Annotated in this window: 25 protein-coding genes; 14 read left to right on the top strand and 11 right to left on the bottom strand. The window is 36.9% G+C overall.

Annotated features, from left to right (window positions below):
- The first annotated feature begins 101 nt into the window (after positions 1–101).
- The 8 genes from ACZ1GR_RS03410 (at position 102) to ACZ1GR_RS03375 (ending at position 4601) form a co-directional block, all read left to right on the top strand.
- Positions 102–725: a tetratricopeptide repeat protein gene (locus ACZ1GR_RS03410; RefSeq protein ID WP_472610840.1), complete on the top strand. Its 624-nt coding sequence runs from the start codon at positions 102–104 to the stop codon at positions 723–725.
- 3 nt (positions 726–728) lie between these two features.
- Entirely contained in the window at positions 729–2051 is a 1323-nt protein-coding gene (locus ACZ1GR_RS03405) for a 2TM domain-containing protein (protein ID WP_472610839.1), read from the top strand.
- Between the two features lie 113 nt (positions 2052–2164).
- Entirely contained in the window at positions 2165–2443 is a 279-nt protein-coding gene (locus ACZ1GR_RS03400) for a 2TM domain-containing protein (RefSeq protein ID WP_472610838.1), read from the top strand.
- Positions 2444–2499: 56 nt separating this feature from the next.
- A complete protein-coding gene (locus ACZ1GR_RS03395) occupies positions 2500–2787 on the top strand; it encodes a 2TM domain-containing protein (protein WP_377766554.1) in 288 nt (95 codons plus the stop codon).
- A gap of 44 nt (positions 2788–2831) precedes the next feature.
- A complete protein-coding gene (locus ACZ1GR_RS03390; protein WP_472610837.1) occupies positions 2832–3134 on the top strand; it encodes a 2TM domain-containing protein in 303 nt (100 codons plus the stop codon).
- The gene (locus tag ACZ1GR_RS03385) at positions 3071–3457 is read left to right on the top strand and encodes a 2TM domain-containing protein (RefSeq protein ID WP_472610836.1); all 387 of its coding nucleotides are present in this window, start codon (positions 3071–3073) and stop codon (positions 3455–3457) included. Before ACZ1GR_RS03390 ends, ACZ1GR_RS03385 begins: the two co-directional genes overlap by 64 nt.
- The gene (locus tag ACZ1GR_RS03380) at positions 3454–3804 is read left to right on the top strand and encodes a 2TM domain-containing protein (protein WP_472610835.1); all 351 of its coding nucleotides are present in this window, start codon (positions 3454–3456) and stop codon (positions 3802–3804) included. The genes ACZ1GR_RS03385 and ACZ1GR_RS03380 overlap by 4 nt, the downstream gene beginning before the upstream one ends.
- Before the next feature lie 41 nt (positions 3805–3845).
- Positions 3846–4601 carry a LytR/AlgR family response regulator transcription factor gene (locus ACZ1GR_RS03375; protein WP_472610834.1) on the top strand — a complete coding sequence of 252 codons (756 nt, stop codon included), beginning with the start codon at positions 3846–3848 and terminating at the stop codon, positions 4599–4601.
- Between the two features lie 79 nt (positions 4602–4680).
- Here ACZ1GR_RS03375 and ACZ1GR_RS03370 read toward each other — a convergent pair whose 3' ends face one another.
- Positions 4681–5871: an LETM1-related biofilm-associated protein gene (locus tag ACZ1GR_RS03370; protein ID WP_472610833.1), complete on the bottom strand. Its 1191-nt coding sequence runs from the start codon at positions 5869–5871 to the stop codon at positions 4681–4683.
- A 179-nt stretch (positions 5872–6050) separates the two neighbouring features.
- Here ACZ1GR_RS03370 and ACZ1GR_RS03365 point away from each other — a divergent pair, with 179 nt between their 5' ends.
- From ACZ1GR_RS03365 to ACZ1GR_RS03350, 4 genes are all read left to right on the top strand, one after another.
- Complete coding sequence (locus ACZ1GR_RS03365; protein ID WP_472610832.1) at positions 6051–6734, top strand: DUF4331 family protein; 684 nt, start codon at positions 6051–6053, stop codon at positions 6732–6734.
- 22 nt (positions 6735–6756) lie between these two features.
- Complete coding sequence (locus tag ACZ1GR_RS03360) at positions 6757–7401, top strand: DUF4331 family protein (protein WP_472610831.1); 645 nt, start codon at positions 6757–6759, stop codon at positions 7399–7401.
- 80 nt (positions 7402–7481) lie between these two features.
- A complete protein-coding gene (locus ACZ1GR_RS03355; protein WP_472610830.1) occupies positions 7482–8765 on the top strand; it encodes a tetratricopeptide repeat protein in 1284 nt (427 codons plus the stop codon).
- A gap of 110 nt (positions 8766–8875) precedes the next feature.
- A complete protein-coding gene (locus ACZ1GR_RS03350; protein ID WP_472610829.1) occupies positions 8876–9979 on the top strand; it encodes a BamA/TamA family outer membrane protein in 1104 nt (367 codons plus the stop codon).
- Position 9980: 1 nt separating this feature from the next.
- Here ACZ1GR_RS03350 and ACZ1GR_RS03345 read toward each other — a convergent pair whose 3' ends face one another.
- Positions 9981–10769 (bottom strand): DUF547 domain-containing protein, encoded by a 789-nt coding sequence (locus tag ACZ1GR_RS03345; protein ID WP_472610828.1) that lies wholly within the window; start codon positions 10767–10769, stop codon positions 9981–9983.
- Between the two features lie 141 nt (positions 10770–10910).
- Between ACZ1GR_RS03345 and ACZ1GR_RS03340 the strand changes: the two genes are divergently transcribed.
- Complete coding sequence (locus ACZ1GR_RS03340) at positions 10911–11630, top strand: TIGR04283 family arsenosugar biosynthesis glycosyltransferase (protein WP_472610827.1); 720 nt, start codon at positions 10911–10913, stop codon at positions 11628–11630.
- Entirely contained in the window at positions 11627–12619 is a 993-nt protein-coding gene (locus ACZ1GR_RS03335; RefSeq protein WP_472610826.1) for a VOC family protein, read from the top strand. Before ACZ1GR_RS03340 ends, ACZ1GR_RS03335 begins: the two co-directional genes overlap by 4 nt.
- Position 12620: 1 nt before the next feature.
- Here ACZ1GR_RS03335 and ACZ1GR_RS03330 read toward each other — a convergent pair whose 3' ends face one another.
- The 9 genes from ACZ1GR_RS03330 to ACZ1GR_RS03290 all read right to left on the bottom strand — a co-directional run bounded on the left by ACZ1GR_RS03330 (position 12621) and on the right by ACZ1GR_RS03290 (position 20871).
- Positions 12621–12806, bottom strand: coding sequence for a hypothetical protein (locus tag ACZ1GR_RS03330; protein WP_377766541.1), 186 nt, complete (start codon positions 12804–12806; stop codon positions 12621–12623).
- 64 nt (positions 12807–12870) lie between these two features.
- Positions 12871–13437 (bottom strand): cysteine hydrolase family protein, encoded by a 567-nt coding sequence (locus tag ACZ1GR_RS03325; RefSeq protein WP_472610825.1) that lies wholly within the window; start codon positions 13435–13437, stop codon positions 12871–12873.
- Between the two features lie 2 nt (positions 13438–13439).
- Positions 13440–14231 (bottom strand): anti-sigma factor, encoded by a 792-nt coding sequence (locus ACZ1GR_RS03320; RefSeq protein WP_472610824.1) that lies wholly within the window; start codon positions 14229–14231, stop codon positions 13440–13442.
- Positions 14232–14762 carry an RNA polymerase sigma factor gene (locus ACZ1GR_RS03315; protein WP_472610823.1) on the bottom strand — a complete coding sequence of 177 codons (531 nt, stop codon included), beginning with the start codon at positions 14760–14762 and terminating at the stop codon, positions 14232–14234.
- Positions 14763–14833: 71 nt separating this feature from the next.
- Positions 14834–15433 carry a superoxide dismutase family protein gene (locus ACZ1GR_RS03310; RefSeq protein ID WP_472610822.1) on the bottom strand — a complete coding sequence of 200 codons (600 nt, stop codon included), beginning with the start codon at positions 15431–15433 and terminating at the stop codon, positions 14834–14836.
- A 134-nt stretch (positions 15434–15567) separates the two neighbouring features.
- The gene (locus ACZ1GR_RS03305) at positions 15568–18402 is read right to left on the bottom strand and encodes a M16 family metallopeptidase (protein WP_472610821.1); all 2835 of its coding nucleotides are present in this window, start codon (positions 18400–18402) and stop codon (positions 15568–15570) included.
- A 68-nt stretch (positions 18403–18470) separates the two neighbouring features.
- The gene (locus ACZ1GR_RS03300; protein ID WP_472610820.1) at positions 18471–18956 is read right to left on the bottom strand and encodes a YdeI/OmpD-associated family protein; all 486 of its coding nucleotides are present in this window, start codon (positions 18954–18956) and stop codon (positions 18471–18473) included.
- Positions 18956–20173 carry a bifunctional alpha/beta hydrolase/OsmC family protein gene (locus ACZ1GR_RS03295; RefSeq protein ID WP_472610819.1) on the bottom strand — a complete coding sequence of 406 codons (1218 nt, stop codon included), beginning with the start codon at positions 20171–20173 and terminating at the stop codon, positions 18956–18958. Before ACZ1GR_RS03295 ends, ACZ1GR_RS03300 begins: the two co-directional genes overlap by 1 nt.
- Positions 20170–20871, bottom strand: coding sequence for a DUF2490 domain-containing protein (locus ACZ1GR_RS03290; protein ID WP_472610818.1), 702 nt, complete (start codon positions 20869–20871; stop codon positions 20170–20172). The genes ACZ1GR_RS03295 and ACZ1GR_RS03290 overlap by 4 nt, the downstream gene beginning before the upstream one ends.
- Between the last annotated feature and the right edge of the window lie 37 nt (positions 20872–20908).

Below are 20908 nucleotides of genomic sequence, written 5' to 3'. Positions count from 1 at the left end.
ATATTGTTTAAAGAGATAATTCAGAATCATATTTGTCATGAAATCAATGTTTCATTAAAATCAATAATAAGAAAAATCAACAACTATAAAACTACAATACGATGAGAAGACTTACACTACTTTTATTATTTCTAACAATATCAAGTTTAAAGGCTCAAGATCAATATTCCAAGGGCATGCAAAAGGCAATGGAATTATGGTCCGAACAAAAGATTGTGGAGGCATCGAATATGTTCGAACGAATCGCCACGGCCGAAATGGATAATTGGTTGCCGTATTATTACGTAGCCATGGTCAATACAACGGCCTCTTTTGGTGAAAAAGACGAACAAAAACTAAGAATGCAACTGAAAAAGGCCAAAGAATATATTGATAATGCAAAAAACATTTCTCCTGACAACGCTGAAATTCTAGTGCAAGAAGCAATGATAAATACCGCCTGGATGGCCTTCGATGGGGCTACTTACGGAATGACGCTTTCAGGAAAGAATGTACAACTTTATCAAAAAGCGGCTGAACTGGCTCCAAACAACCCGAGAGTCGTGTTCGGAAAGGCAGAGTGGGATATGGGAACAGCACGCTATTTTGGTAAGGATACCACGCCTTATTGTAAAGATATTGAAAGGGCTTTACAACTTTTTGCTACTTTTAAACCAGAAACAGAATTTCATCCTAACTGGGGTAAAGAACGTGCTGAGCAGATTGCTGAAGAATGTAAATCATAATTTATGAAGAATTTTATTAAGGTTCTTAAGGTTTCGTTGATTATAACGGTCTTTATCTCTTTAATGAATATTTTCATTTTTAATGATGGTGATTATAGTATCGAAAATGCGATAAGGCAGATTATTATAAGCTTTATATTTTCACTAGCCCTTACTGCTGCCAACTCCTATTATTACGATGGTATAAGCTTAAAATACGATTGGGAAAAAGACCCTAAAAAACGCTTATGGTTCGGCGCAATAGGTTCTATAGTAATCACCATTGTTGTTTTTGCGATTCTCCGATATTTTCTAACGTTTTATTATACTGGTAGGTCATTGGGTGAGTTCATTGAAAAAGAAGAATTTACACCCTATCTGATAGCACTGATTATAACCCTAATCGCTTCGCTTTTTATACATGCCTTCTATTTTTACAGGGCCCTTCAGAAAAAGCAGGTCAAAGAACAAAAGATAATTGCAGGTACGGCATCTGCACGTTTTGATGCTTTAAAAAACCAGTTAGACCCACACTTTTTGTTCAATAGCTTAAATGTGTTAACCAGTTTAATAGAAGAAGATCCACATCAGGCCCAAAAATTTACCACTTCGTTATCAAAAGTATATCGCTATGTGTTAGAGCAGAAGAACAAAGACTTGGTAACGGTTGATGAAGAATTGAATTTCGCAAGAACTTACGTTCGGTTACTAAAAATGCGTTTTGAAGATAGTATCGTTTTTGAGATTCCTGAGGCATCTTCAGACCCTGAAGCTAAAATAGTTCCCCTCTCACTTCAGTTGCTACTCGAAAATGCGGTCAAACATAATGTAGTTACTTCGTCAAGACCTTTACGTATAAGCGTTTTTGAAGAGAATGGTAATCTTGTTGTAAAGAACAATCTTCAAGAGAAACAGGTCGTCAAAGAAAGTAGTGGTGTTGGTCTGCAGAATATTAGGCAGCGCTATGATATTCTCACCGATAGAAAGGTAAGTATAGACAAAAAAACTGATGAGTTCAGCGTTGCTTTGCCCATGTTGAGTAAAAAAGTATCCATACTCGAAACCCAAGAAACACATATTGAAGAAAAGCGCTACCTAAAAGCAAAAGAACGCGTAGATGCGATAAAAGGGTTTTACAGTAATCTTTTCGCCTATTTAATTGTTATACCCTTTCTGTGGTGGCTAAACCTTAGAACTACGGATTTCTTATGGGCGATTTTCCCTACACTTGGTTGGGGTTTTGGTCTTACCGCCCATGCTATGGAGGCTTTTGGCTACAATCCACTTTGGGGTAAAAAATGGCAAGAAAAGAAGATCAAGGAGCTTATGGATAAGGAGGATTTTTAAAGTTCAAGTTCAAAATCACAATCCATCCTTAAAAAAATACAATTCGGTCACACAGTTTTTTAAAACCCCCTATCTATTAAGACATTTGATATGTAATTAAAAAACATAAAAAGATGGAAAATAGAGACGACCTCAGATATCAAAAAGCAAAAGAGCGTGTGGAAGAAATAAAGGGATTTTACAGTAATCTAACGGCTTACGCACTTGTTATTCCCCTTCTGGCATATTTAAATTATCAAACCACGGATTTCCCATGGGTTATATTTCCGGCATTAGGTTGGGGTCTTGGGCTTTTATTTCATGGAATATGCGCTTTTGGTTATAATCCATTGTTTGGGAAAAGCTGGGAACAACGAAAAATTAAAGAATTAATGAACAGCGATGAGTTCTAAAAACTGTAACTAAACACTATTCATCTGGGTAACTATTCAGGTTAAAAACAATTATTATGGAATTCAATACAAATGACACTAAATATAGAAGGGTATTAGATAGAGTTGCCAAACTAAAGCGGTTTTATGGACAAGCTTTAAGAGGTTTGTTGGCGATTCTAATAACAGGTGCTATTAATTATTACCTTAACGAATGGAGTCATCCCTGGTTTTTATGGGTAGTTTTCGGCGTTGTAGTCTTGACCATTTTAAGGGCTATAAGACTTTTTGGCGCAACTATTTTATTCGGAAAAGACTGGGAAGAACAAAAAGTAAGACAATTCATGGAAAAAGATAATTTTTAAACTATTTGTAATTTTAATCAAAAGGGCAATCAAAACAAGTTAAAATGGAAACCAATAGAGCCGAAAGCAAATACCAACGAGCAAAAGAACGTGTTGAAGAGCTAAAAAAGTTCTACGGTCATTTAACCTCTTACATTTTGGTAATAGGCAGTCTAGCTGTATTAAACTATTGGGTCGATGGATGGCGATATATGTGGTTTTTATGGGCTGCTTTTGGCTGGGGTATAGGTATTTTGGCCCATGCTTCACGTACATTTAATCTCAACCCTTTCTTTAATAAAGAATGGGAGCAAAGAAAAATCAAGGAGTATATGGAAAAGCAGGAAGAACAGGAAAAATGGAGGTAATCATGAAAAATTATAATACGGATAAGTACGCTAAAGCAAAAAAGAGGGTGGATGAGCTCAAAGGATTTTATATACATGCCACCATTTACACGGTGATCAATGCTTTTATTTTAGTAAATATTTTTATACAAAGTGGATACAATGGCAGCGGTTTCTGGCAGATTGAACATTTTTTCACCTTGTTTTTCTGGGGTATAGGCTTGTTTTTTCATGCTTCAAAGGTATTTAGGTTAAATCCTTTTTTCAATAAGGATTGGGAGCAACGCCAGATAGAAAAGTATATAGAAAAAGATAAGGAAGAAGCTGATAAATTCACAAAATGACAACTGAAAATAAACCATCAATTAGTCCTCTCATTAGAGCAAAAGAGAGGGTGAGAAAACTAAAATCGTTTTATAAACATCTAACGGCTTATATTCTGGTAAGTGCCATGCTGCTTATACTTTCGGGCAGGGTGACATTTATTCTTTTAAGTAAAGAGGCGCTTGGCAATCCAGAGTTTTTAGAGTGGATTAATTGGAACCTTTTTGGAACTCCGATTATATGGGGTATAGTTGTGCTGATACATGCAGCTTCTGTTTTCATGAATAGTCCGTTTAAAAAGTGGGAAGAAAGGCAAATCCAGAAATTTATTAAAAAAGATAAAGAGGAAACTGAAAGATATCGTTAGTGCGCTATATTTATCGTTTAGCAAACCAATAGAAAGCTATAATGAACGTAATTGTAATAGAAGACGAAAAACCGGCGGCAAGAAGATTGGCCAGGCTATTGGCCGAACTTGATGTTCAAGTTTCTACAATGTTGCATTCGGTAGAAGAATCTATCGAGTGGTTTCAAAACAATGAACACCCCGAACTGATATTTTTAGACATTCAACTTTCAGATGGACTTTCATTTGAAATTTTTGATGTTATCGAGGTTAAAAGTGCCATCATATTTACTACCGCTTTTGACGAATATGCACTACAAGCTTTTAAGTTAAATAGCATTGATTATTTGTTAAAACCCATTGATGATGAAGACCTAGAAAAAGCGGTAAAAAAGTACCGTGATTTTAAGCCTGAAAAAGATAGAATTTCGGTAGATTTTGAAGATATAAAAAAGCTACTTGTAAACCCCTTGGAAAGGGAGTATAAAAAACGATTTACGGCTAGGGTAGGGCAGCACTTAAAAATCATTAACGCAGATGAGGTTGAATGTTTTTACAGCGAGAACAAAGGTACTTATGCCGCAACTATAGATGGTAGAAATTATTTGTTGGATACCACTTTAGAGAATTTGGAAGAAGAGCTGGCCCCAAAAATATTTTTTAGGGTAAGCCGAAAATTCTATGTAAACATTAACCACATTAATGACATTATTTCGTACACCAATTCAAGGCTTCAAATCAAGCTGAACCACTTTAAAGAGCAAGAAATCATCGTTAGTAGAGAGCGCGTCAAAGATTTTAAGCTTTGGTTAGAATAATAATATTTAAAATATTGATTTAAAACAGATTAAAGCTATCAATAGATTTTTCTTATAGTAGCTTTTTTTGAGATTTTTGCTACTTTTCATCAATACGATTGTCATCAAATGCAGAGGGCAATAATTTCGGTATTAATTTTATAAAGATAGGCAATAAAACGGCTCCTCCGGGCAATATAAAAATAGCTAATGAGGGAATAGATTTAAAAATATCCAGTAATTGTAATTGTATTTTTTTTCGCTCCTCTTCATTTAATTCTTTAGTGGTAGCTTTTGTCAATAATAAAACCAATTCTTTACTTTCAGACAATTCTTTCTTTAATCTTTTACTATTTCTTAGAATTATTTTACTGACATTTTTCGTCATTCCATCGTAGAATTTAGAAGCCAAATTGGTGTCCTTTAAATAGGGTATTTGTTCAAAATTTTCTTCAAAGAAAATCCGCACATTTTTTAATGCATTTTCGATGGTATTTTTTTCATGATTTAGGTCCTTCCCAAGACGGTCTATGTACTCTGATTCCGTATAGTCTAATGAGTGGTCTTCCCAAACGGTCAGGCAAGCGATATCGAGTAGGTATTTTTTTTCGCAGAAGGTAAAGTTAGTGTAAAGAATGTTTAGATCGTTATTTTCAAAATTTGCATTTTCGATATCAACATAGGTTAATGAAGAAGCAAGAAGTTGAATTAGTTTTTCATCTGACTTACGCGTTTTTTTAGAATTCAAGGCCTGATAAGCGATATTTACGGTCACATATTCCAACAGCTGCGCATGCCGAATCAAATTGGTTTTATCCGATAGATAGGCCCTAAATAACAAAACATCTATAAAAAGCAGTGAATTGGTGATGCTATTTCCGAATGCTCTGTTAAATATATTGCCATTCAAATAGATTCTTGAATCTATCAATTGCTCTAACTGGGCATCTGTCTTACTTCCTGTAAGTATTTTATTTAAAAAAGAAATTTTTCCTAGGTCTAGGGTATTGTAATAGCTAAATACAGTATTTACAAACTCTTCAAAATTAATGTTACCCGTATCAAAGCGATAGGAGTAGTATAGCGCGGATAACAGATTGATTTTTGCTACTTCGTCTTCAGATAATTTATGCTCCGTTTCTATAAATGAAGGTACGGCCAAATGCACACCATAAATAAACCCGTTTAATAAAAGGTCATCATAAAGGGCGTCAAAATCTTTGTAAGCTTCGGAGTATTCATCTGCTAAAGAGCCAAATTTAGAAATCCATCCTGAGGCTGAAGGGTTCATAAGGAAGGTTAATTAAAACTCAAAGAAAATGAAAATATAGGACTTCACCTACACTTCTATACAAAGTATATGATTCTTAGCTAGAATTTTCATTAAGACAATTTTAACATTTTAAACCAAACCCCTAACTGTGATGTCCCGTAGGTAGGGTTGTATTAATCTTCAAACAATTATAAGAAATGAAAAAAACAACTAAGTTTTTCACTGGTTTTGGGCTGTTGGCCCTCGCAACGGGCATTTTTGTTGCTGCAGACCACATTGACGCACCGGCTAGTATGGGAACAACAGCCGATATTGCCGACTATTTTGCGTTTGAGCCTACTATGGGCTCAGATAATACAGTTTTTATAGTTGACCTGCAGTCTAATGTAGTGGACGGATTGGCTTACGGAACATTTGACGAAGATGTTTTAACAGAAATAAACATTGATTTAGATGGTGATTTTACCGAAGACATGGTTATACAGGCTATTCCTCGAGATGGTAGAATGTATTTCTTTGGCCCTGTTACCCCTGATCAAACGGGGCTTAATAGTCAAGTTTTAGTAGACAGCCCTCTAGGCGATGTCGAAATCTCTGCTACTTCGGCTATAACAGAAACGACCTCAGAAGGTGTATCGCTTTTTGCAGGTCCACGACAAGATCCTTTCTTTTTCGACTTTTTCCGTTTTAATGAGGTTTTAGCTCCTAGCCCTATGGATAATAGCGGTTTTAATGTGCCGGGGGAAGATACTTTTGACGGCGCAAATACAATGTCCATTGCAATTGAAATACCGAATAGCATGATAGGTGAGGCTACTGGGACCAATGTAATAGGGCTGCCAGTTTATAAAACTTGGATAACGACAAACAGAAAACAGTAATTACAATCTAAAAACTAAGAACATGAAATTAAATAGTATAAAACACATATTTGTAGGGTTATTACTGTCTTTTGTAGTGGTAAGTTGCAATAATGATGATGATATGATGATGGATGACGACATGATGGTAGTAAGGCCAGATTTTTCAGGAACATTTGCTCAAGTAGACCATATGGGTCGTCCGGGAATCAATACGGTGTTAGGTGCCGACGGTGATGCAAAGGATGCACACAATATTTCAATTCCAGCAAATCAGGGAGCTGCTTTTCAAATGGCATACCAAGAACGTTTAGAGGCATTACATGATGCCTATGCAATAGCGTTAGGGCTAACAGCAGAAGATGTAGACTATGAACCTAATATTTTAAGCGGTATTCTTGGTTTTGATGTGACCGCGGAAATATTAACCAGTGTACTGGCTACCGATGTTTTAGAAGTTGCTCCAGATGCACAAACGGTTTATTTTGACGGCAGCGTACCTGTTGGTTTTACTGGCAGAAAATTACAAGATGATGTGATTGATATTTCGCTTATTCTTCTTTTTGGAGGTCGCGACGGTGCACGCTTTAATGGTGAAGGAGGTTTACCACAGTTAGTCACCGACGGTGTTGGGCTCACCGCAGATAATATTACTACTACATTCCCTTATATAGGGTCTCCTGAGTAAGATGATGTATGCTATGAAAAGGAGGTAGAAGGGGAGTTTTAAAGAACTCTCCTTCTTTTTTAACAACTAAAATTACTACAATGAAAAACATAGTTTATAGTATAGCTGTGCTACTTATCGTTTCTTGCAACGTTACAAATACAAAATTTGCGACCAATTCAAAAGACTACGAGGCCTATTTGTCTCCTAACCAAGTGGAAACAACTTCAAAACATTTTGAATTATGGAATTCAAAGATAAAACCGGACAGTGTTCAATTATTAAGTTTCTCTAACATTGCGGGCGAATACAATCGTTTCTTTAAAAAAACAGGTGAAATTACGTATTTAAAGAAAGCCGAAAAAGCTTTAGTGAAAGCCGTTGAAATTGCTAATATGAATAAAGCGGGGTATCGAAGAGCTTTAGCACGCAATTATATTTCACAACACCGTTTTAAGGAGGCACTCACACTTGCTGAAGAGGCTTCAAAAATTGGCGGAGGAAAAACGGAAACACAAAGCCTTCTTTTTGACGTTCATATGGAACTGGGCAACTACAAAAAAGCGGAAGCCTACTTAGACAGTATTAAAGACATGTCCAGCTTTGGATACCTCATCCGAATTGCAAAATGGAACGATTACAAGGGAGACCTTGATACCACTATAACTTTCATGGAAAAGGCCATGGCAAAAGCAGAATCATCTAAAAACAAAACACTTCTACTTTGGTCATATAGCAATATTGCCGATTATTATGGTCATGCAGGTAGAATAAAAGAATCCTATAATTATTATCTAAAAACATTAGAGCTCGACCCCCAAAATGCGTACGCTAAAAAAGGTATCGCTTGGATTGTCTTTTCCTATGAGAAAAATGGAAAAGAAGCACTTCGGATATTGGATGCGATTACGGAAAATTATAATGCTCCAGATTATTATTTATTAATGGCAGAAATTTCCGAATTCATGAATAATGAAGTGGCCGTAATAGAAAATATGGATAAATATTACACGGCTATTAAATCAGAAGCACATGCTTATGGAGATATGTATAATGCTTATCAAGTAGAATTTTACCTAAACCATACAGAGCAGTATGAAAAAGCATTAAACCTGGCCTTAAAAGAAGTAATGAATAGGCCAACTCCCGAGGCTTATGGCCTTTTGGCCCAAACATATTATAAAATGGGCAAATATCAGGCCGCCTTAGAGGTTGTGGAGAATCGTGTAAAAGGCAAAACCTTTGAACCGGCCATTTTATATCAGGCCGCCGAAATTTATAAGGCTAATAACCAGTTAGAAAAGGTAGATGCCTTAAAGCAAGAACTTTTAGGGGCTGTTTATGAATTGGGTCCCGCATCTAAAAATGAAATTTTAAGTTTATAAGATATCCGATTGTAGGATGTTTAGTTGTTTTTAAGTAGCTCTCCGATATTGTCGGAGAGCTTTTTAGGTTCTAATTTTAGTACTTGACCTGAGATATGTACCTTGTAAAAATGAGAAGCTATACTTTAGGCATTTTGACTTTAATTTTTGTTCTATTCGGCACTGCTATCTTTGGTCAGACGAATACCCAAGGTGTCAAACAAGATTCAATCAAGAATTTCAATCTTACCGCGCTACCCGTAGTCTTTTATCTGCCGGAAACAGGTCTAGGTTTCGGCGGACTTGGTATCGCCACTTTTCGATTTAAAGATGAACTTGAAACGAGCAGGCCATCATCAGCTCAATTAGGTGTGAGCTATACTACAAAAAATCAGCTACTTGTCTTTGCACCCTACGAATTGTATTGGGATAATGAGAAATGGCGTATTGTTGGTGAACTTGGTTTTTATAAATATTTCTATAATTTTTATGGGGTGGGTGTAAACTCAGACGAAGCGGATTTTGATACTTACGACGTAACTTTTCCCAGATTTCGATTTTCTATTCTCAAAGAAGTTTTGCCAAATATATCCTTAGGCGTAGGTTATGAGCTCGATATCTTCTCAAATTTAGGTATTACTGAAGGCGGAATTTTAGAGGCCTCAGACGTTATTGGCAAAGAGGGGAGAGGTACTGTATCGAATATTGGTGTTCAAGCTTTTTATGATTCTCGCGATAATATTTTTTATCCGACCAAAGGTTTTTTTATTCAGGGTAGTGTGTTTTCGGCAGCGAAGTTTTTGGGCTCTTCTTTCTCGTATTCCAAATTCAGTTTAGATAATAGGTTCTATAAAACTATTAAAGGGAAACATATTTTAGCGGCTAATCTTTTCATTGCGAATAACGGAGAAGGAACCCCGTTTTTTAATCTTAATTACTTAGGCTCTAACCGCACAAGAGGCTTTAATGATAGACGTTATCAAGACAATGCCGAGCTTAGTACGGTGTTGGAATATCGTTTTCCTATCTCAGGAAGATTTGGAGGAGCCGTTTTCGGCTCTACGGGAACGGTAGCTTCGAACTTCAGCGATTTGTTCGCTTCAAGATATCGCAATGCGGCCGGTTTGGGGCTTCGATACATTATAAACAAAAAAGACGGTATACGTATTCGTGTGGATTATGGATATACCGCAGAAGGTGGAAATCTTTATTTTACGATACGAGAAGCTTTTTAATTTAAAGATCAATAAAATTATCTAGTTCCAAGGTCCAATCATAGTTCTTATACGATAAGTCTACTCCTTTGGTATCTTTAATAATACCTTGTTCTTTCAATATTTTTTTGACACCGTTTTTACCGCCGAAGTCTCCTCTAAACCAGCTAAATAAAGAAGTTACACCAACTTCATTTTTAGACGCGTCATAATCGGAAGTTCTTTTTAAATATATCTCGGTACCTTTCTCCAATTGTTCTTTAATTCGCTTTGGGGTGTAAATAGCTACCGGCGGACAATCCTTTGCTCCGCAATTAAGTGCAAAGTGAATGCGGTAATCACGTTTGTTGACACGTAATTTTCGTTCAAACTTATCGGGAAACCAAGTTCTAAAATAACCTAGGCCCAGCTCCCATTGCGATTTTCTAATGATTCCGTGTTCAATTTTGGCAAAAGCCACGGTTTCACCCGCAATTGTAATCTGTTCTTTAGAAAAGAAATCTCTACGGTCATTATAAAATTCAGGGTTTTCTTTAAGAATCACCTGTATGTAAGCGTTGTAAATGTTTATCCAAAAGGCAAATTTTTGTTCATCCGTTTCTAAAGCATCACTTAATTCTTTTAAAGTGGTCGTGGCCAATTGCTCTTGAATACCCTTGGTATCTTTTCCGTCTCGAGCAAATTCTAGAAACTGCTCTGATAGCTTGTTAAAATCTGTGGTTTTTATGCCAGAATTTTTAAGGGGAGCCTCCTTAACCTTGCAGCAGCTTAGTAAGACTAAAAAAAGTAGGAAGATTACGTTATTTTTCATTTTATTTCTTGTTAGATTCGCTAATATGTACGGAAATTTCTTAGCTAAGGTTTTGTCGTTAAATATGTACCAATCTTTCACTTGTTCTTTTTCAAACCTTAAATACCTAAATTACGTAAATAGTTCAAAGCATTCTCAACAATGATCAGTGTAATTGTTCCTGCACATAACGAAAAGGTTAATTTAGAAGCATTACTGCCTAAATTATCACAGCTGGCAGCAGGGTTTAATGTTGAGGTTTTGGTCTGTTTATCAAAGGATAACGCCGATGATTCTCAAGCGATATTGGGTTTTGAAATGGTAAAATATCTCTGTTGCGAAAAAAAAGGGCGAGCCGTTCAAATGAATAAAGGGGCCGCGTTGGCAAAAGGAGAAATCTTGGTTTTTTTACATGCGGATGTAAAACCTCCGATAGATTTTTTCGCTGACATTAAACGAACCATTGAAAATGGAAACGATGCGGGATTTTTCTCGTATAAGTTTGATAAAGAAAGCTTCTTTTTAAATTTAAATGCTTCTTTTACCTCTAAAGACGGCATATTTACAGGCGGCGGCGACCAGTGTCTATTTATTAAAAAATCCGTTTTTGAAACCCTAGGTGGTTTTAACGAAAAGCAGGTGCTTATGGAAGACTTTGAATTCTTTAAAAGAATGAAAGCCCTGCAAGTTCCGTATAAAATCGTGAAAAATGACTTGGTGGTTTCCTCAAGAAAATACCAGAATAATTCTTACTTAAGAGTAAATCTCACCAACTTTTTACTCGTGCTTCTTTTTAGATTGGGTCTGGCACCCGAAAAGCTTAAAAGGTTGCACAATAGACTGTTACGTTTACCCTATCAACATAAGCCTCAGAAGATTTGAACTACATCATAAACGGAATTCAGCAGATTGGAATTGGGGTGGCCAATGCTAAGCAAGCGTTCAATTGGTATAAAAACAACTATGGTTTTGACCTTCTGGTCTTTGAAGATAGGTCAGAAGCTAAGTTAATGACGCAATATACCAATGATGAGGTTATGCAACGTTACGCGTTACTTGCTATGAATATGCGCGGCGGAGGCGGTCTAGAAATATGGCAATTTACAAATAGAAAGCCTTTGGCCCAGGCTTCCGATTTTAAATTGGGGGATTTAGGTATAAATATGATGAAACTGCGTAACGGAAACATTTCTGAAACTACTTATACCAAAGATTCTTGGGGCAATTGGATACAAGTGGTCAAAGATTCTTATGCGTTTTCTAAAGGTAGCGATGGAAAAGGAGGTGTTATGGGCGCCATGATAGGAGTTTCTGACATGCAAAAGTCAATAAAGTTTTACCAAACACTTTTTGGTTTAGATGCTATTGCTTTCGATGAGGTCGGTGTTTTTAAAGAGTTTGAAAACCTTCCAGGAGGTACACAAAAATTTAGGAGGGTATTGCTTGCCCGCAATAGAACTAGGGTAGGAGGTTTTGGAAAGCTTTTAGGGCCTTTTCAATTAGAATTAATATTATGTTTAGAGCGAGGGCCCAACAAAATATATAAGAACAGATTGTGGGGCGATTTAGGCTATATTCATCTGTGTTTTGACGTTTCGGGTATGGATGAGCTCAAAAAGAAGTCAGAACGTCTTGGACACCCTTTTACAGTAGATAGCGCCAATAGCTTTGATATGGGTGAGGCTTCCGGACGTTTCGGTTATATCGAAGACCCCGATGGCACATTGATAGAAGTGGTCGAAACCCATAAAGTTCCTATTAGTAAAAAACTCGGAATTTTTATTAATCTAAAGCATAGAACGCTCGGAAAACCCTTACCAAATTGGATTGTAAAAGCAATGCGAATTCATCGCAAAAAAAAAGATCTATAGGTTAGCTGCTTTTAGAAGTATTTCTAATCAAACCTATTCCTGAAAAGAAGAACAAAGCCCCTAAAATGCCATAAATCACCATCGCTCTGGTATTCTCACTTCCGTTTCCGTATAAAATGGCAGTGTAAATTAAACCACCTATACCTGCCAGTGTCAAAACTGTACCAAAAATTTTCTTTATATCCATGGCTGAAAAATACTAAAAATTATTAATTGGATTTTTATTTTCTGCGCTGTAGAGAAATATATTGCTACAAATCGTTTAGAAGGGAATTCATAGTTACGACCGTTGCAAATTCTTCATTGAGACTTGCCAATGCAGTTTGATGTATGAGCTCTGCATCGAAAACTTCGCCATTCAACCCGATTCTATCAAAAGTTGCGGTGGCATCTGAAACTAAATACGTTTTAAAATCTAAATTTCCGGCCATGCGAGTTGTGGTAGAAATGCAATGATTTGTTGTTAAACCAACGATAACTAAGGTAGAAATATTTTTTTCCTTCAATTGGTTCTCTAGATCCGTTCCAATGAAAGCACTATTTACATCTTTGACGATAAGCGGTTCATCTTGATTTGGTTTTATCAAATCATGTAACTCAAAGCCTGGCTTGGTAGGGTGTAAGGGAGAGTTAGAATCTTGAGAGCCATGCATTACATGAAATACAGGTAGTTTGAGACTACGCCATTTTTCAAGTAGCAAAGCACATTTTTCTTCAGCATCTCTATTATTTCGGTTTCCGCCCCAATGGGCTTCATTTTCGAATCCTTTTTGAATATCGACTAAAAGTAAAGCCGGTTTTTTTTGAGCTAAGTTCATCGTTAAGAGGCTACCGCCCCCAAGGTATAAAGTTGTTCTAAGGTTGGAGATTCGCTTCCGCCTTCTGGTTCTAGGGTGATACCGAATGCTTCGGTGTCATTATTGTTGGGCAATTCAAAAATACGAGCGGTATTATCGGAAAAATCAGCTAACAAACCGACACTGGTAGGCGTCAGAGGATTTAATTTTAAAGACCAAACTTGATAGGTGAATCCTGGCGGCGGTTCAGGTAAGCCCTGGGCATCTATATATACTTTTTGTTCTTCCGTATTCCAGTATGCTTTTGCAAAAGACGTTGGTGATGCTGCTTGGCCACCTAGACTAACAACGGTAACATTTTTATCTCTAAGTTCCTCGAGCATAGTTGATGTTCCTGCTACTTCTTCTCTGGCTTCTATGATTTGCTCTTCTAAAGTTTGCTTTTGTTGATTGGTAATTTCAATTTCCGATTTGAGTTTATCATTTTCGAGATACATCCAAATTAAACCTAGGGCAAAAATCAACGATGCTGCCCAGCCCAAATAGCTTGCCCAAGGTTTTGTTGACTTTTCTTTAGGGGCTATGGGTATTACTTTTTCAATGTCTGATTTAATAGCATCAAAACCGGTATTCGAAAGACCAGGAGATAGTTTTCTTGTTACCTCAAGAATTGAAGCCTCAATAGCTTCTACTTCAGCTTTAATTTCTGGATGGTTTTGCACGTTAGCATGCACCTCTAGGTTTTCTTCCTCAGAGAGTAAGCCTGCAACATAAAGTTCCAAGATACCTGATGCTATGTACTTTTCTATATCCATTTATTTGTTCATATTTTCTCGTATCTGAGAAATACAACTTCTATTACGTGTTTTTACCGTTCCAATTGGAATATCTAATTCTTCAGCGGCCTCTTTTTGGGTAAACCCTTGAAAATACAGTAAACTTATGATTTGAATACACTTCTCCTTAAGATTCTGCAGTAAACTTTTTAAGCCGATAGTATCCATTTTACTATTTAAATCTTCACTGCCCTCTAAAATATCTACGAAGTAATCTGTGCTTAGGTTTCTCTTTTGCTGCTTAAAGGATTTAGAACGCACTTCGTCGATAGCGGCGTTTCGTGCTATATTTAATATCCATGTAAAAAAACGACCTTTTGATGCATTATATGTATCTGATTTGTCCCAGATTTTCATGAACACATCTTGACATATTTCTTGGGCTCTTTCGGGTTCTTGTACTATGGTATTGATGACTCCCAATATGTTTTCTGAGTACATCGCATACAATTTTTCAAAAGCCGGGACTTCTTTATTTTGAAATTTTTGTATGATTAAATCCAGATCCATAGTGTTGTTGCACAAATATAAAAAAGGCTTCCTTTATGGAAGCCTTTTTTAAACGCTTTCTAAGTTCTTTTTTATTGGATAATACCGGTACATGCAACTCTTGCACCTGCTGCGCCACTGGGCTGCGAGGTAAAATCATCTACACCTTGGTGTACAATTACCGCTTTGCCAACAATATTTTTGGTTTCATCATCACATCCAATGCACCATTCGCTAGTTTCAAATTCGATACTGGCGTTTCCTTCCGCATCAGCGTCAAAATTTCCGATATCGCCTTTGTGGTATCCGCCTTCGGCGCCCCATGCTGCATGAGGTTGAAAAGTTGGATTCCAATGTCCTCCTGTAGACTTTCCGTCAGCTGAAGAGCAATCTGCTTTTTCGTGAATATGTATCGCATGTTCACCTTCGGTTAGACCTGAAAGGGAGGCCATCATTTTCACCTCACCATTTTCTTCGGTAAAGGTGACTTCTCCGCTAATACCGCTATCATTTTTAGGTTCCATCGTGAATTTAATAGTATTCACTTCTTCGGTGACCTCTTTCATTGCTTCCTTAGCTGCTGCAGCTTCTTCCGCTGCCTTTTTTCCATCTTCATAGCCTTTTTTGAAATCTTTACATTGGTATGATACCGTTATCAAAAGTACTAGTGTAGCTAGTTTTATGTTTTTCATCGTAAACGTTTTATAGGTTTGGCACTAATTTACAGAATATATCGAGAGCGTCCATAGTTTTCATAGCATCTAGATGTATTTAGAATAAAAAAAGACCATCGATAGATGGTCTTTTTACAGTACAATGACCGCTTTTATTTTGCTTCTTCAGGCATTAAGATGCCCAAGAAATAATTTTCGTCAAGGTAAGTTTTAGCAACTTTTTGTAAATCACTTGGCTTCAGCTTTTTTACTTTGTCTTCATAAGATAGCATAGCATTTGGGTCTCTATTTTCTTGGTGTGCGGTTAAGAGATTATCTAACCAAAACTTGTTGGTTTTAATGGCCTCTTTGCGTTGCACTAGATAGGTCTCCTTTACTTTTGCCATATCCTCATCGGAAACTCCTTCATTCTTGATCTTTTCCACTTCGGCCAAGGCTGCGGCCACAAGTTTGTCTACATTTTCGGGGCCACATGGGAATGAAATACTAAAGGTTAGATTTGAGAAGGATATTTTACTTAAACTACCTCGCGCACCAACACCATAAACACCACCTTCTTCTTCACGTAATTTCTCTACCAACTTAATGGTTAATACTTCACCTAGGGCAGCAACGGCCAAAGCCGTTTTACCATCATAAGGAATCTCTTCTTCCCAAACGATAGATACATTACTTTTAGGGTCTTTACCTCGGTTTACAATGTGTTTTTGAAATGCATCTTTTCTTCTGAACTTTGTGGGAACAAATTTTTCATTACTGTTCGTGCCAGGTAAAGAAGCCAAATATTTTTTGGCAAAATCTGCAACTTGTGCTTCAGCTACATTACCTACTAAGAAATAATGAAAATCTCCAGCATCTGCAAAGCGTTCTTGATATTTTTTATAGGCTAAATCATAGTCGGCTGCATCCATTTTTTCAGCAGTAGGGAAACCGGTATACCTAGAATTTCCTTCATTTCTGATTTTACCGATTTGATCTTGAAAATAGAACTGTGGATTGGCCATAAGGTTGCCTAAAAAGCTCTTTTGCTTCGTAATAAAGGAGTTATAGGCTTCATCATCTTTATTTAATGCAGTAAAGTATAGATGAACCATTTGAAATAAGGTTTCTAGGTCTTTAGGTGCAGCTGAACCTCTAAAATTTTCGCTAAAACTTCCAATAGAGGGTGAAACATTGGCAATCTTACCACTCATGAATTTATTGATGTCGGTTAAAGATAAACCGCCAATACCTGCTTGAGAAAGTCCACCGTTTGCGAAAGACGTTGCTAAAAAATCTTCATCGGAGTACAAACTTGTACCCCCCGGACTATAAGCTCTAAATAGCACTTCATCATTTTTAAAATCGGTTTTTTTATAGGTTAGGGTAGCGCCATTGCTAAGAACAAGTGTTGTAGTTCCTAATTTTTCATTCTGGGTCGTTTTTGAAATGGCACCTGGGGTCGGGATTTTTTCAATTAACTCATTTCTTACCGCCTCATCTTCGTAACCCTTGATGTCGGCAGTTTGAATTTCATTTAAAAGTGCCTTTACTTCTTCTTCGGTTACTTGTTTTAAGCCTTCTTTTTCTGGGCCTGTTAAAATAATAACCCGGTTGTCATCATGTAAAAAGTCATTGATCAAAGCCCCTATTTCTTCCAATTTTATAGTAGGCAGTAATTTTTTGGTCATATCAAAAGACCACTCGATACCAGGTATCGGTGTATTATCTAAATAGTTGCTTACATAAGACCCGACTATTCTACCGCTTTCTTGTTTATCCCTATCATTAAATTGTTTTTCTAGACGTGCTAAAAGACTCTTTTTTGCACGATCGAATTCTCCTTCTTGAAATCCGAAACGTTTGACTCTCTCATTTTCTTCTAAAATAGCACGGAGGCCTTTAAGTTGTCCGTCAGGACTGGTATTAGCTATGGATTGATATGCATTTTTAGTTCTGGCGAAGGTTCCTCCATAATATGAAAAACCAAAAACAAAAGGTGGATTTGCACTATTTCTCAATTCATTCAAGCGGTTGTTAATAAGCGTTGAAAATAGATTTTTCACCAGGGATTCTCGGTAATCACTAACCGTTTTAACCTCAGGAGCTTCGTACCTATCTTTGTACATTACCTGAACGCGACTGAAAGCAGCTTCTTTATCAGATGCAATGGCAATAAAAGTCTCTTCATGGTTGGGTAGCTCATAAGCTTCTCTCTTTACAGGGTTTTTTGCTTTCGAAATTCCAGAAAAATGGTCTTTTATTTTTTGTTCCATGGTTGTGACATCCAAATCTCCAACGGCAACAACAGCCATTAAATCAGGTCGATACCATGTATTATAATAATCACGAACATCATCATAAGAAAAATTCTCTAGATTTTCTTTGGTGCCAATAGGCAGTCGGTCTGCATATTTAGAACCATACATCATCTTAGGTAGCGTAACGCGTTGCATACGCTCATTGGCACCCAATCTAAGGCGTAACTCTTCTAAAACAACACCTCGTTCACCATCTATGGCTTCTTCAGACAAAGTGGTGTTATGTGCCCAATCTTCTAGAATTTGAAAACCTTTTTCAAGTTTCTCAGGGTCATCACTTGGGATAGGCAAAATATATACGGTTTCATCAAAACTGGTATAGGCATTCAAATCTGCACCAAACTTTACTCCGATACTTTGTAGGTAATCTACCAAGTCGTTTTTTTCAAAATTCTTAGTGCCATTAAAATTCATATGTTCCATGAAATGGGCCAAACCTAATTGGCGGTCCGTCTCCATAATAGAACCTGCATTTACAGCTAAACGTAATTCTACTTTATCTTCAGGTTTACCATTATTTCTGATATAGTAAGTTAAACCGTTATCAAGTTTACCAACTTTTACATTAGGATCGGTCGGTATATTACCTTCAGGAATGGTAGTGTTCGGTAACCCGGTATCGGTTTGAGCGAAAGCGCTAACAGCAAATAAAAAAACAAGGCTGAAAGCTTTTAAACATTTTGTCATGAATTAGCTTTTTAATTAGCTTGGAATATAAAGCTTAATTCTATAAAACTGTGAAACTTTGGGTATTTTTAAAGAGATTTTAGCATTTCTCTAGGGTCGCGAATACCACGTTTGAGGTTCTCACAAAGAAGCAGGGTTTTGTCGATTCGGGTCTGCTGATTTTTATAGCGCGCTATGGCGTATATAAGACCACGCTTTCTGCCGTCGGTAAGTGATTCAAAAATTTGATAGGCTTCATAATCACTAAGCATTACTGCTTCAAATTCTTCAGGAAGCTCAACACCATATTTAGAAGTGTCTTCAAAAAATTGTAGCTCAAAATAATCATTAGGAAAGACACCTAATTCTTTTTGATAGCGTTTACCGAACATCATGTAATGATTACCATTTCTTTTTTGAATGGCCCCATGAAACCAAATTTCTTTGCCTTGAAAACTTGCCTTTGCTTTTACTCTTTTTAAGTTTTTTTCTAGAAAAGGCTTAATAATATCCTCAGGAAGTAATAATGTGTAGAAACTTCCGGTTATTGAAATTTCAAAAACAGGGCTTTGCATCACGCAATGAGCTTGGTTATCACCTGAGTTTCACTATGAAGTGTCTTATGCACGGGACATTTATCGACAATCTGCATGATTCTCGCTTTTTGTTTTTCATCCAGATTTCCGGTTAATTTAATTTCACGTTCAAAAGTGTCAATTTTTGCCGTACTGTCTTCACAATTTTCGCAATCTTGGGCATGAGATTTACTATAAGAGGTATGAACTTCAACGTTATCAATTTGCCAACCCTTTCGTTTGGCGTACATCTGAATGGTCATCACGGTGCATGCAGAAAGGCCAGCTGAGACATATTCATATGGTGAAGGCCCAAAATCATTACCCCCAAAACTGGTTGGCTCATCTGCAGTCATATAATGATTGCCTACTTTAAGTCTTGTTGTAAAACCATCTTCGGCATCTAAACTGGCCGCAACTTGATGTTTTGTTTTTAAACTTTTATCCGGAATATCGCAATTGAGGTATCTTTTTGCCCATGCTGCAATGACATCGCCCACATAAGCTGAATCTTCTTTTCTTGTCAACAAATGGTCGGCGCCGTCTAAAGAGACAAAACTTTTAGGATGATGTGCGGCGATATAGATTTCTTCGGCATTTTTAATTCCCACGGTGTCATCTTGCGGAGAGTGCATAACGAGTAATGGCTTTCTTAAATTTTTAGCAGTTTCAGGTAAAGATTTAGTTTCCAGATCATCTACAAATTGCTTTTTTATTTTGAAATCTCGCCCTCCAAGATTGATTACGGCTTCGCCTTCTTTTTTAATTTCTTCGAGACCACTTTTTAAAAGATGCTTTACATGTATAGGATTGGATGGGGCACCAACCGTAGTAACGGCCTGTACAGAAGGAATTTCACCAGCTGCAAACACAACGGCCGCGCCACCTAAAGAATGTCCAATGAGCAGGGTAGGGGCGGTATAGTTTTCTTTTAAAAAGTTGGCTGCGGCAATTAAATCTTCGACATTGCCAGAAAAGTTGGTGTCGGCAAAATCACCATCACTTTCTCCTAAACCTGTAAAATCAAAACGCAATACTCCAAAACCGTTAGAAGTAAGAGATTTACTGATATTTTTTACTGCAAGCAAGTTTTTGTTACAAGTAAAGCAATGCGCAAAAAGCACAAAATTATGAGGGTGTCTATCTGCAGGCAATTCTAAACGACCAACTAATGACTGCCCTGCTTTATTTTTAAAACTTACTTTTTGGAGATTCATGATTTTGATTTTTTACGTAGGTCGGGATTAAAGAAGAATCCTATCTGAAAACGGTCAAAAACCGCATTGGAGAATTGGTTTCTAAGCCAACCTAGCTGAATACTACTATTTTCTGTGATATGAATACCAAATGCACCGTACAAGCGATTTTGACCAAACAAATTATCCTGTAAATTGATAAACAATTCATCATAAAAATTCAAGAAAAAGGTATCTGTAAGCGGGAGAGTTGCTTGAATTCGATATCGCGCACGATGTTCTGTTCTGTCCAAATCTATCTCAGGGTCACTAAGAATGTCTGTTTGTGAGATAAAACGTTGTTCCAATCGATAACGATGTTCAAAAAGGAATTCCCAAACTTTATTTTTTAGAATGAATTGCTGAAAAATACGATGTTCTAGGGCATTTGCATCTTTAGGGCTTTCTTCAAACGTGGAATCAGTATCGATATAGGCATAACCTAAAGTTGCTATTGCGTTTTGGTTGATATGATAATTTGCCCCGGTTCTAAGGAGTAGCTGATTAAAATTGCCAGATGTCTCGTAGTAACGAAATTGTGCTTCTGTATGCAGGCTCCAGCGTTCCGCTATTTTGTTCATGCCAAAATACATATACCAAATTCCCGTTTCGTTTTCCCCTGTTTGCTGCGCGTTTGCGCTAAGAGTCGCCAATAAAAAAAAGACCAATAATTTTCTCATATGATTGCCTAATAAATCACCCTCCTGCGGTATAAGG

The organism is Croceitalea sp. W27 (assembly GCF_055693185.1).
This window is presented reverse-complemented; position numbering and strand designations above follow the sequence as displayed.

Coding starts and splice junctions, on each gene's coding strand:
- ACZ1GR_RS03410 (WP_472610840.1), top strand. CDS start 102: ATGAGAAGACTTACACTACTTTTATTATTTCTAACAATATCAAGTTTA.
- ACZ1GR_RS03405 (WP_472610839.1), top strand. CDS start 729: ATGAAGAATTTTATTAAGGTTCTTAAGGTTTCGTTGATTATAACGGTC.
- ACZ1GR_RS03400 (WP_472610838.1), top strand. CDS start 2,165: ATGGAAAATAGAGACGACCTCAGATATCAAAAAGCAAAAGAGCGTGTG.
- ACZ1GR_RS03395 (WP_377766554.1), top strand. CDS start 2,500: ATGGAATTCAATACAAATGACACTAAATATAGAAGGGTATTAGATAGA.
- ACZ1GR_RS03390 (WP_472610837.1), top strand. CDS start 2,832: ATGGAAACCAATAGAGCCGAAAGCAAATACCAACGAGCAAAAGAACGT.
- ACZ1GR_RS03385 (WP_472610836.1), top strand. CDS start 3,071: ATGGGAGCAAAGAAAAATCAAGGAGTATATGGAAAAGCAGGAAGAACA.
- ACZ1GR_RS03380 (WP_472610835.1), top strand. CDS start 3,454: ATGACAACTGAAAATAAACCATCAATTAGTCCTCTCATTAGAGCAAAA.
- ACZ1GR_RS03375 (WP_472610834.1), top strand. CDS start 3,846: ATGAACGTAATTGTAATAGAAGACGAAAAACCGGCGGCAAGAAGATTG.
- ACZ1GR_RS03370 (WP_472610833.1), bottom strand. CDS start 5,871: ATGAACCCTTCAGCCTCAGGATGGATTTCTAAATTTGGCTCTTTAGCA.
- ACZ1GR_RS03365 (WP_472610832.1), top strand. CDS start 6,051: ATGAAAAAAACAACTAAGTTTTTCACTGGTTTTGGGCTGTTGGCCCTC.
- ACZ1GR_RS03360 (WP_472610831.1), top strand. CDS start 6,757: ATGAAATTAAATAGTATAAAACACATATTTGTAGGGTTATTACTGTCT.
- ACZ1GR_RS03355 (WP_472610830.1), top strand. CDS start 7,482: ATGAAAAACATAGTTTATAGTATAGCTGTGCTACTTATCGTTTCTTGC.
- ACZ1GR_RS03350 (WP_472610829.1), top strand. CDS start 8,876: ATGAGAAGCTATACTTTAGGCATTTTGACTTTAATTTTTGTTCTATTC.
- ACZ1GR_RS03345 (WP_472610828.1), bottom strand. CDS start 10,769: ATGAAAAATAACGTAATCTTCCTACTTTTTTTAGTCTTACTAAGCTGC.
- ACZ1GR_RS03340 (WP_472610827.1), top strand. CDS start 10,911: ATGATCAGTGTAATTGTTCCTGCACATAACGAAAAGGTTAATTTAGAA.
- ACZ1GR_RS03330 (WP_377766541.1), bottom strand. CDS start 12,806: ATGGATATAAAGAAAATTTTTGGTACAGTTTTGACACTGGCAGGTATA.
- ACZ1GR_RS03325 (WP_472610825.1), bottom strand. CDS start 13,437: ATGAACTTAGCTCAAAAAAAACCGGCTTTACTTTTAGTCGATATTCAA.
- ACZ1GR_RS03320 (WP_472610824.1), bottom strand. CDS start 14,231: ATGGATATAGAAAAGTACATAGCATCAGGTATCTTGGAACTTTATGTT.
- ACZ1GR_RS03315 (WP_472610823.1), bottom strand. CDS start 14,762: ATGGATCTGGATTTAATCATACAAAAATTTCAAAATAAAGAAGTCCCG.
- ACZ1GR_RS03310 (WP_472610822.1), bottom strand. CDS start 15,433: ATGAAAAACATAAAACTAGCTACACTAGTACTTTTGATAACGGTATCA.
- ACZ1GR_RS03305 (WP_472610821.1), bottom strand. CDS start 18,402: ATGACAAAATGTTTAAAAGCTTTCAGCCTTGTTTTTTTATTTGCTGTT.
- ACZ1GR_RS03300 (WP_472610820.1), bottom strand. CDS start 18,956: ATGCAAAGCCCTGTTTTTGAAATTTCAATAACCGGAAGTTTCTACACA.
- ACZ1GR_RS03295 (WP_472610819.1), bottom strand. CDS start 20,173: ATGAATCTCCAAAAAGTAAGTTTTAAAAATAAAGCAGGGCAGTCATTA.
- ACZ1GR_RS03290 (WP_472610818.1), bottom strand. CDS start 20,871: ATGAGAAAATTATTGGTCTTTTTTTTATTGGCGACTCTTAGCGCAAAC.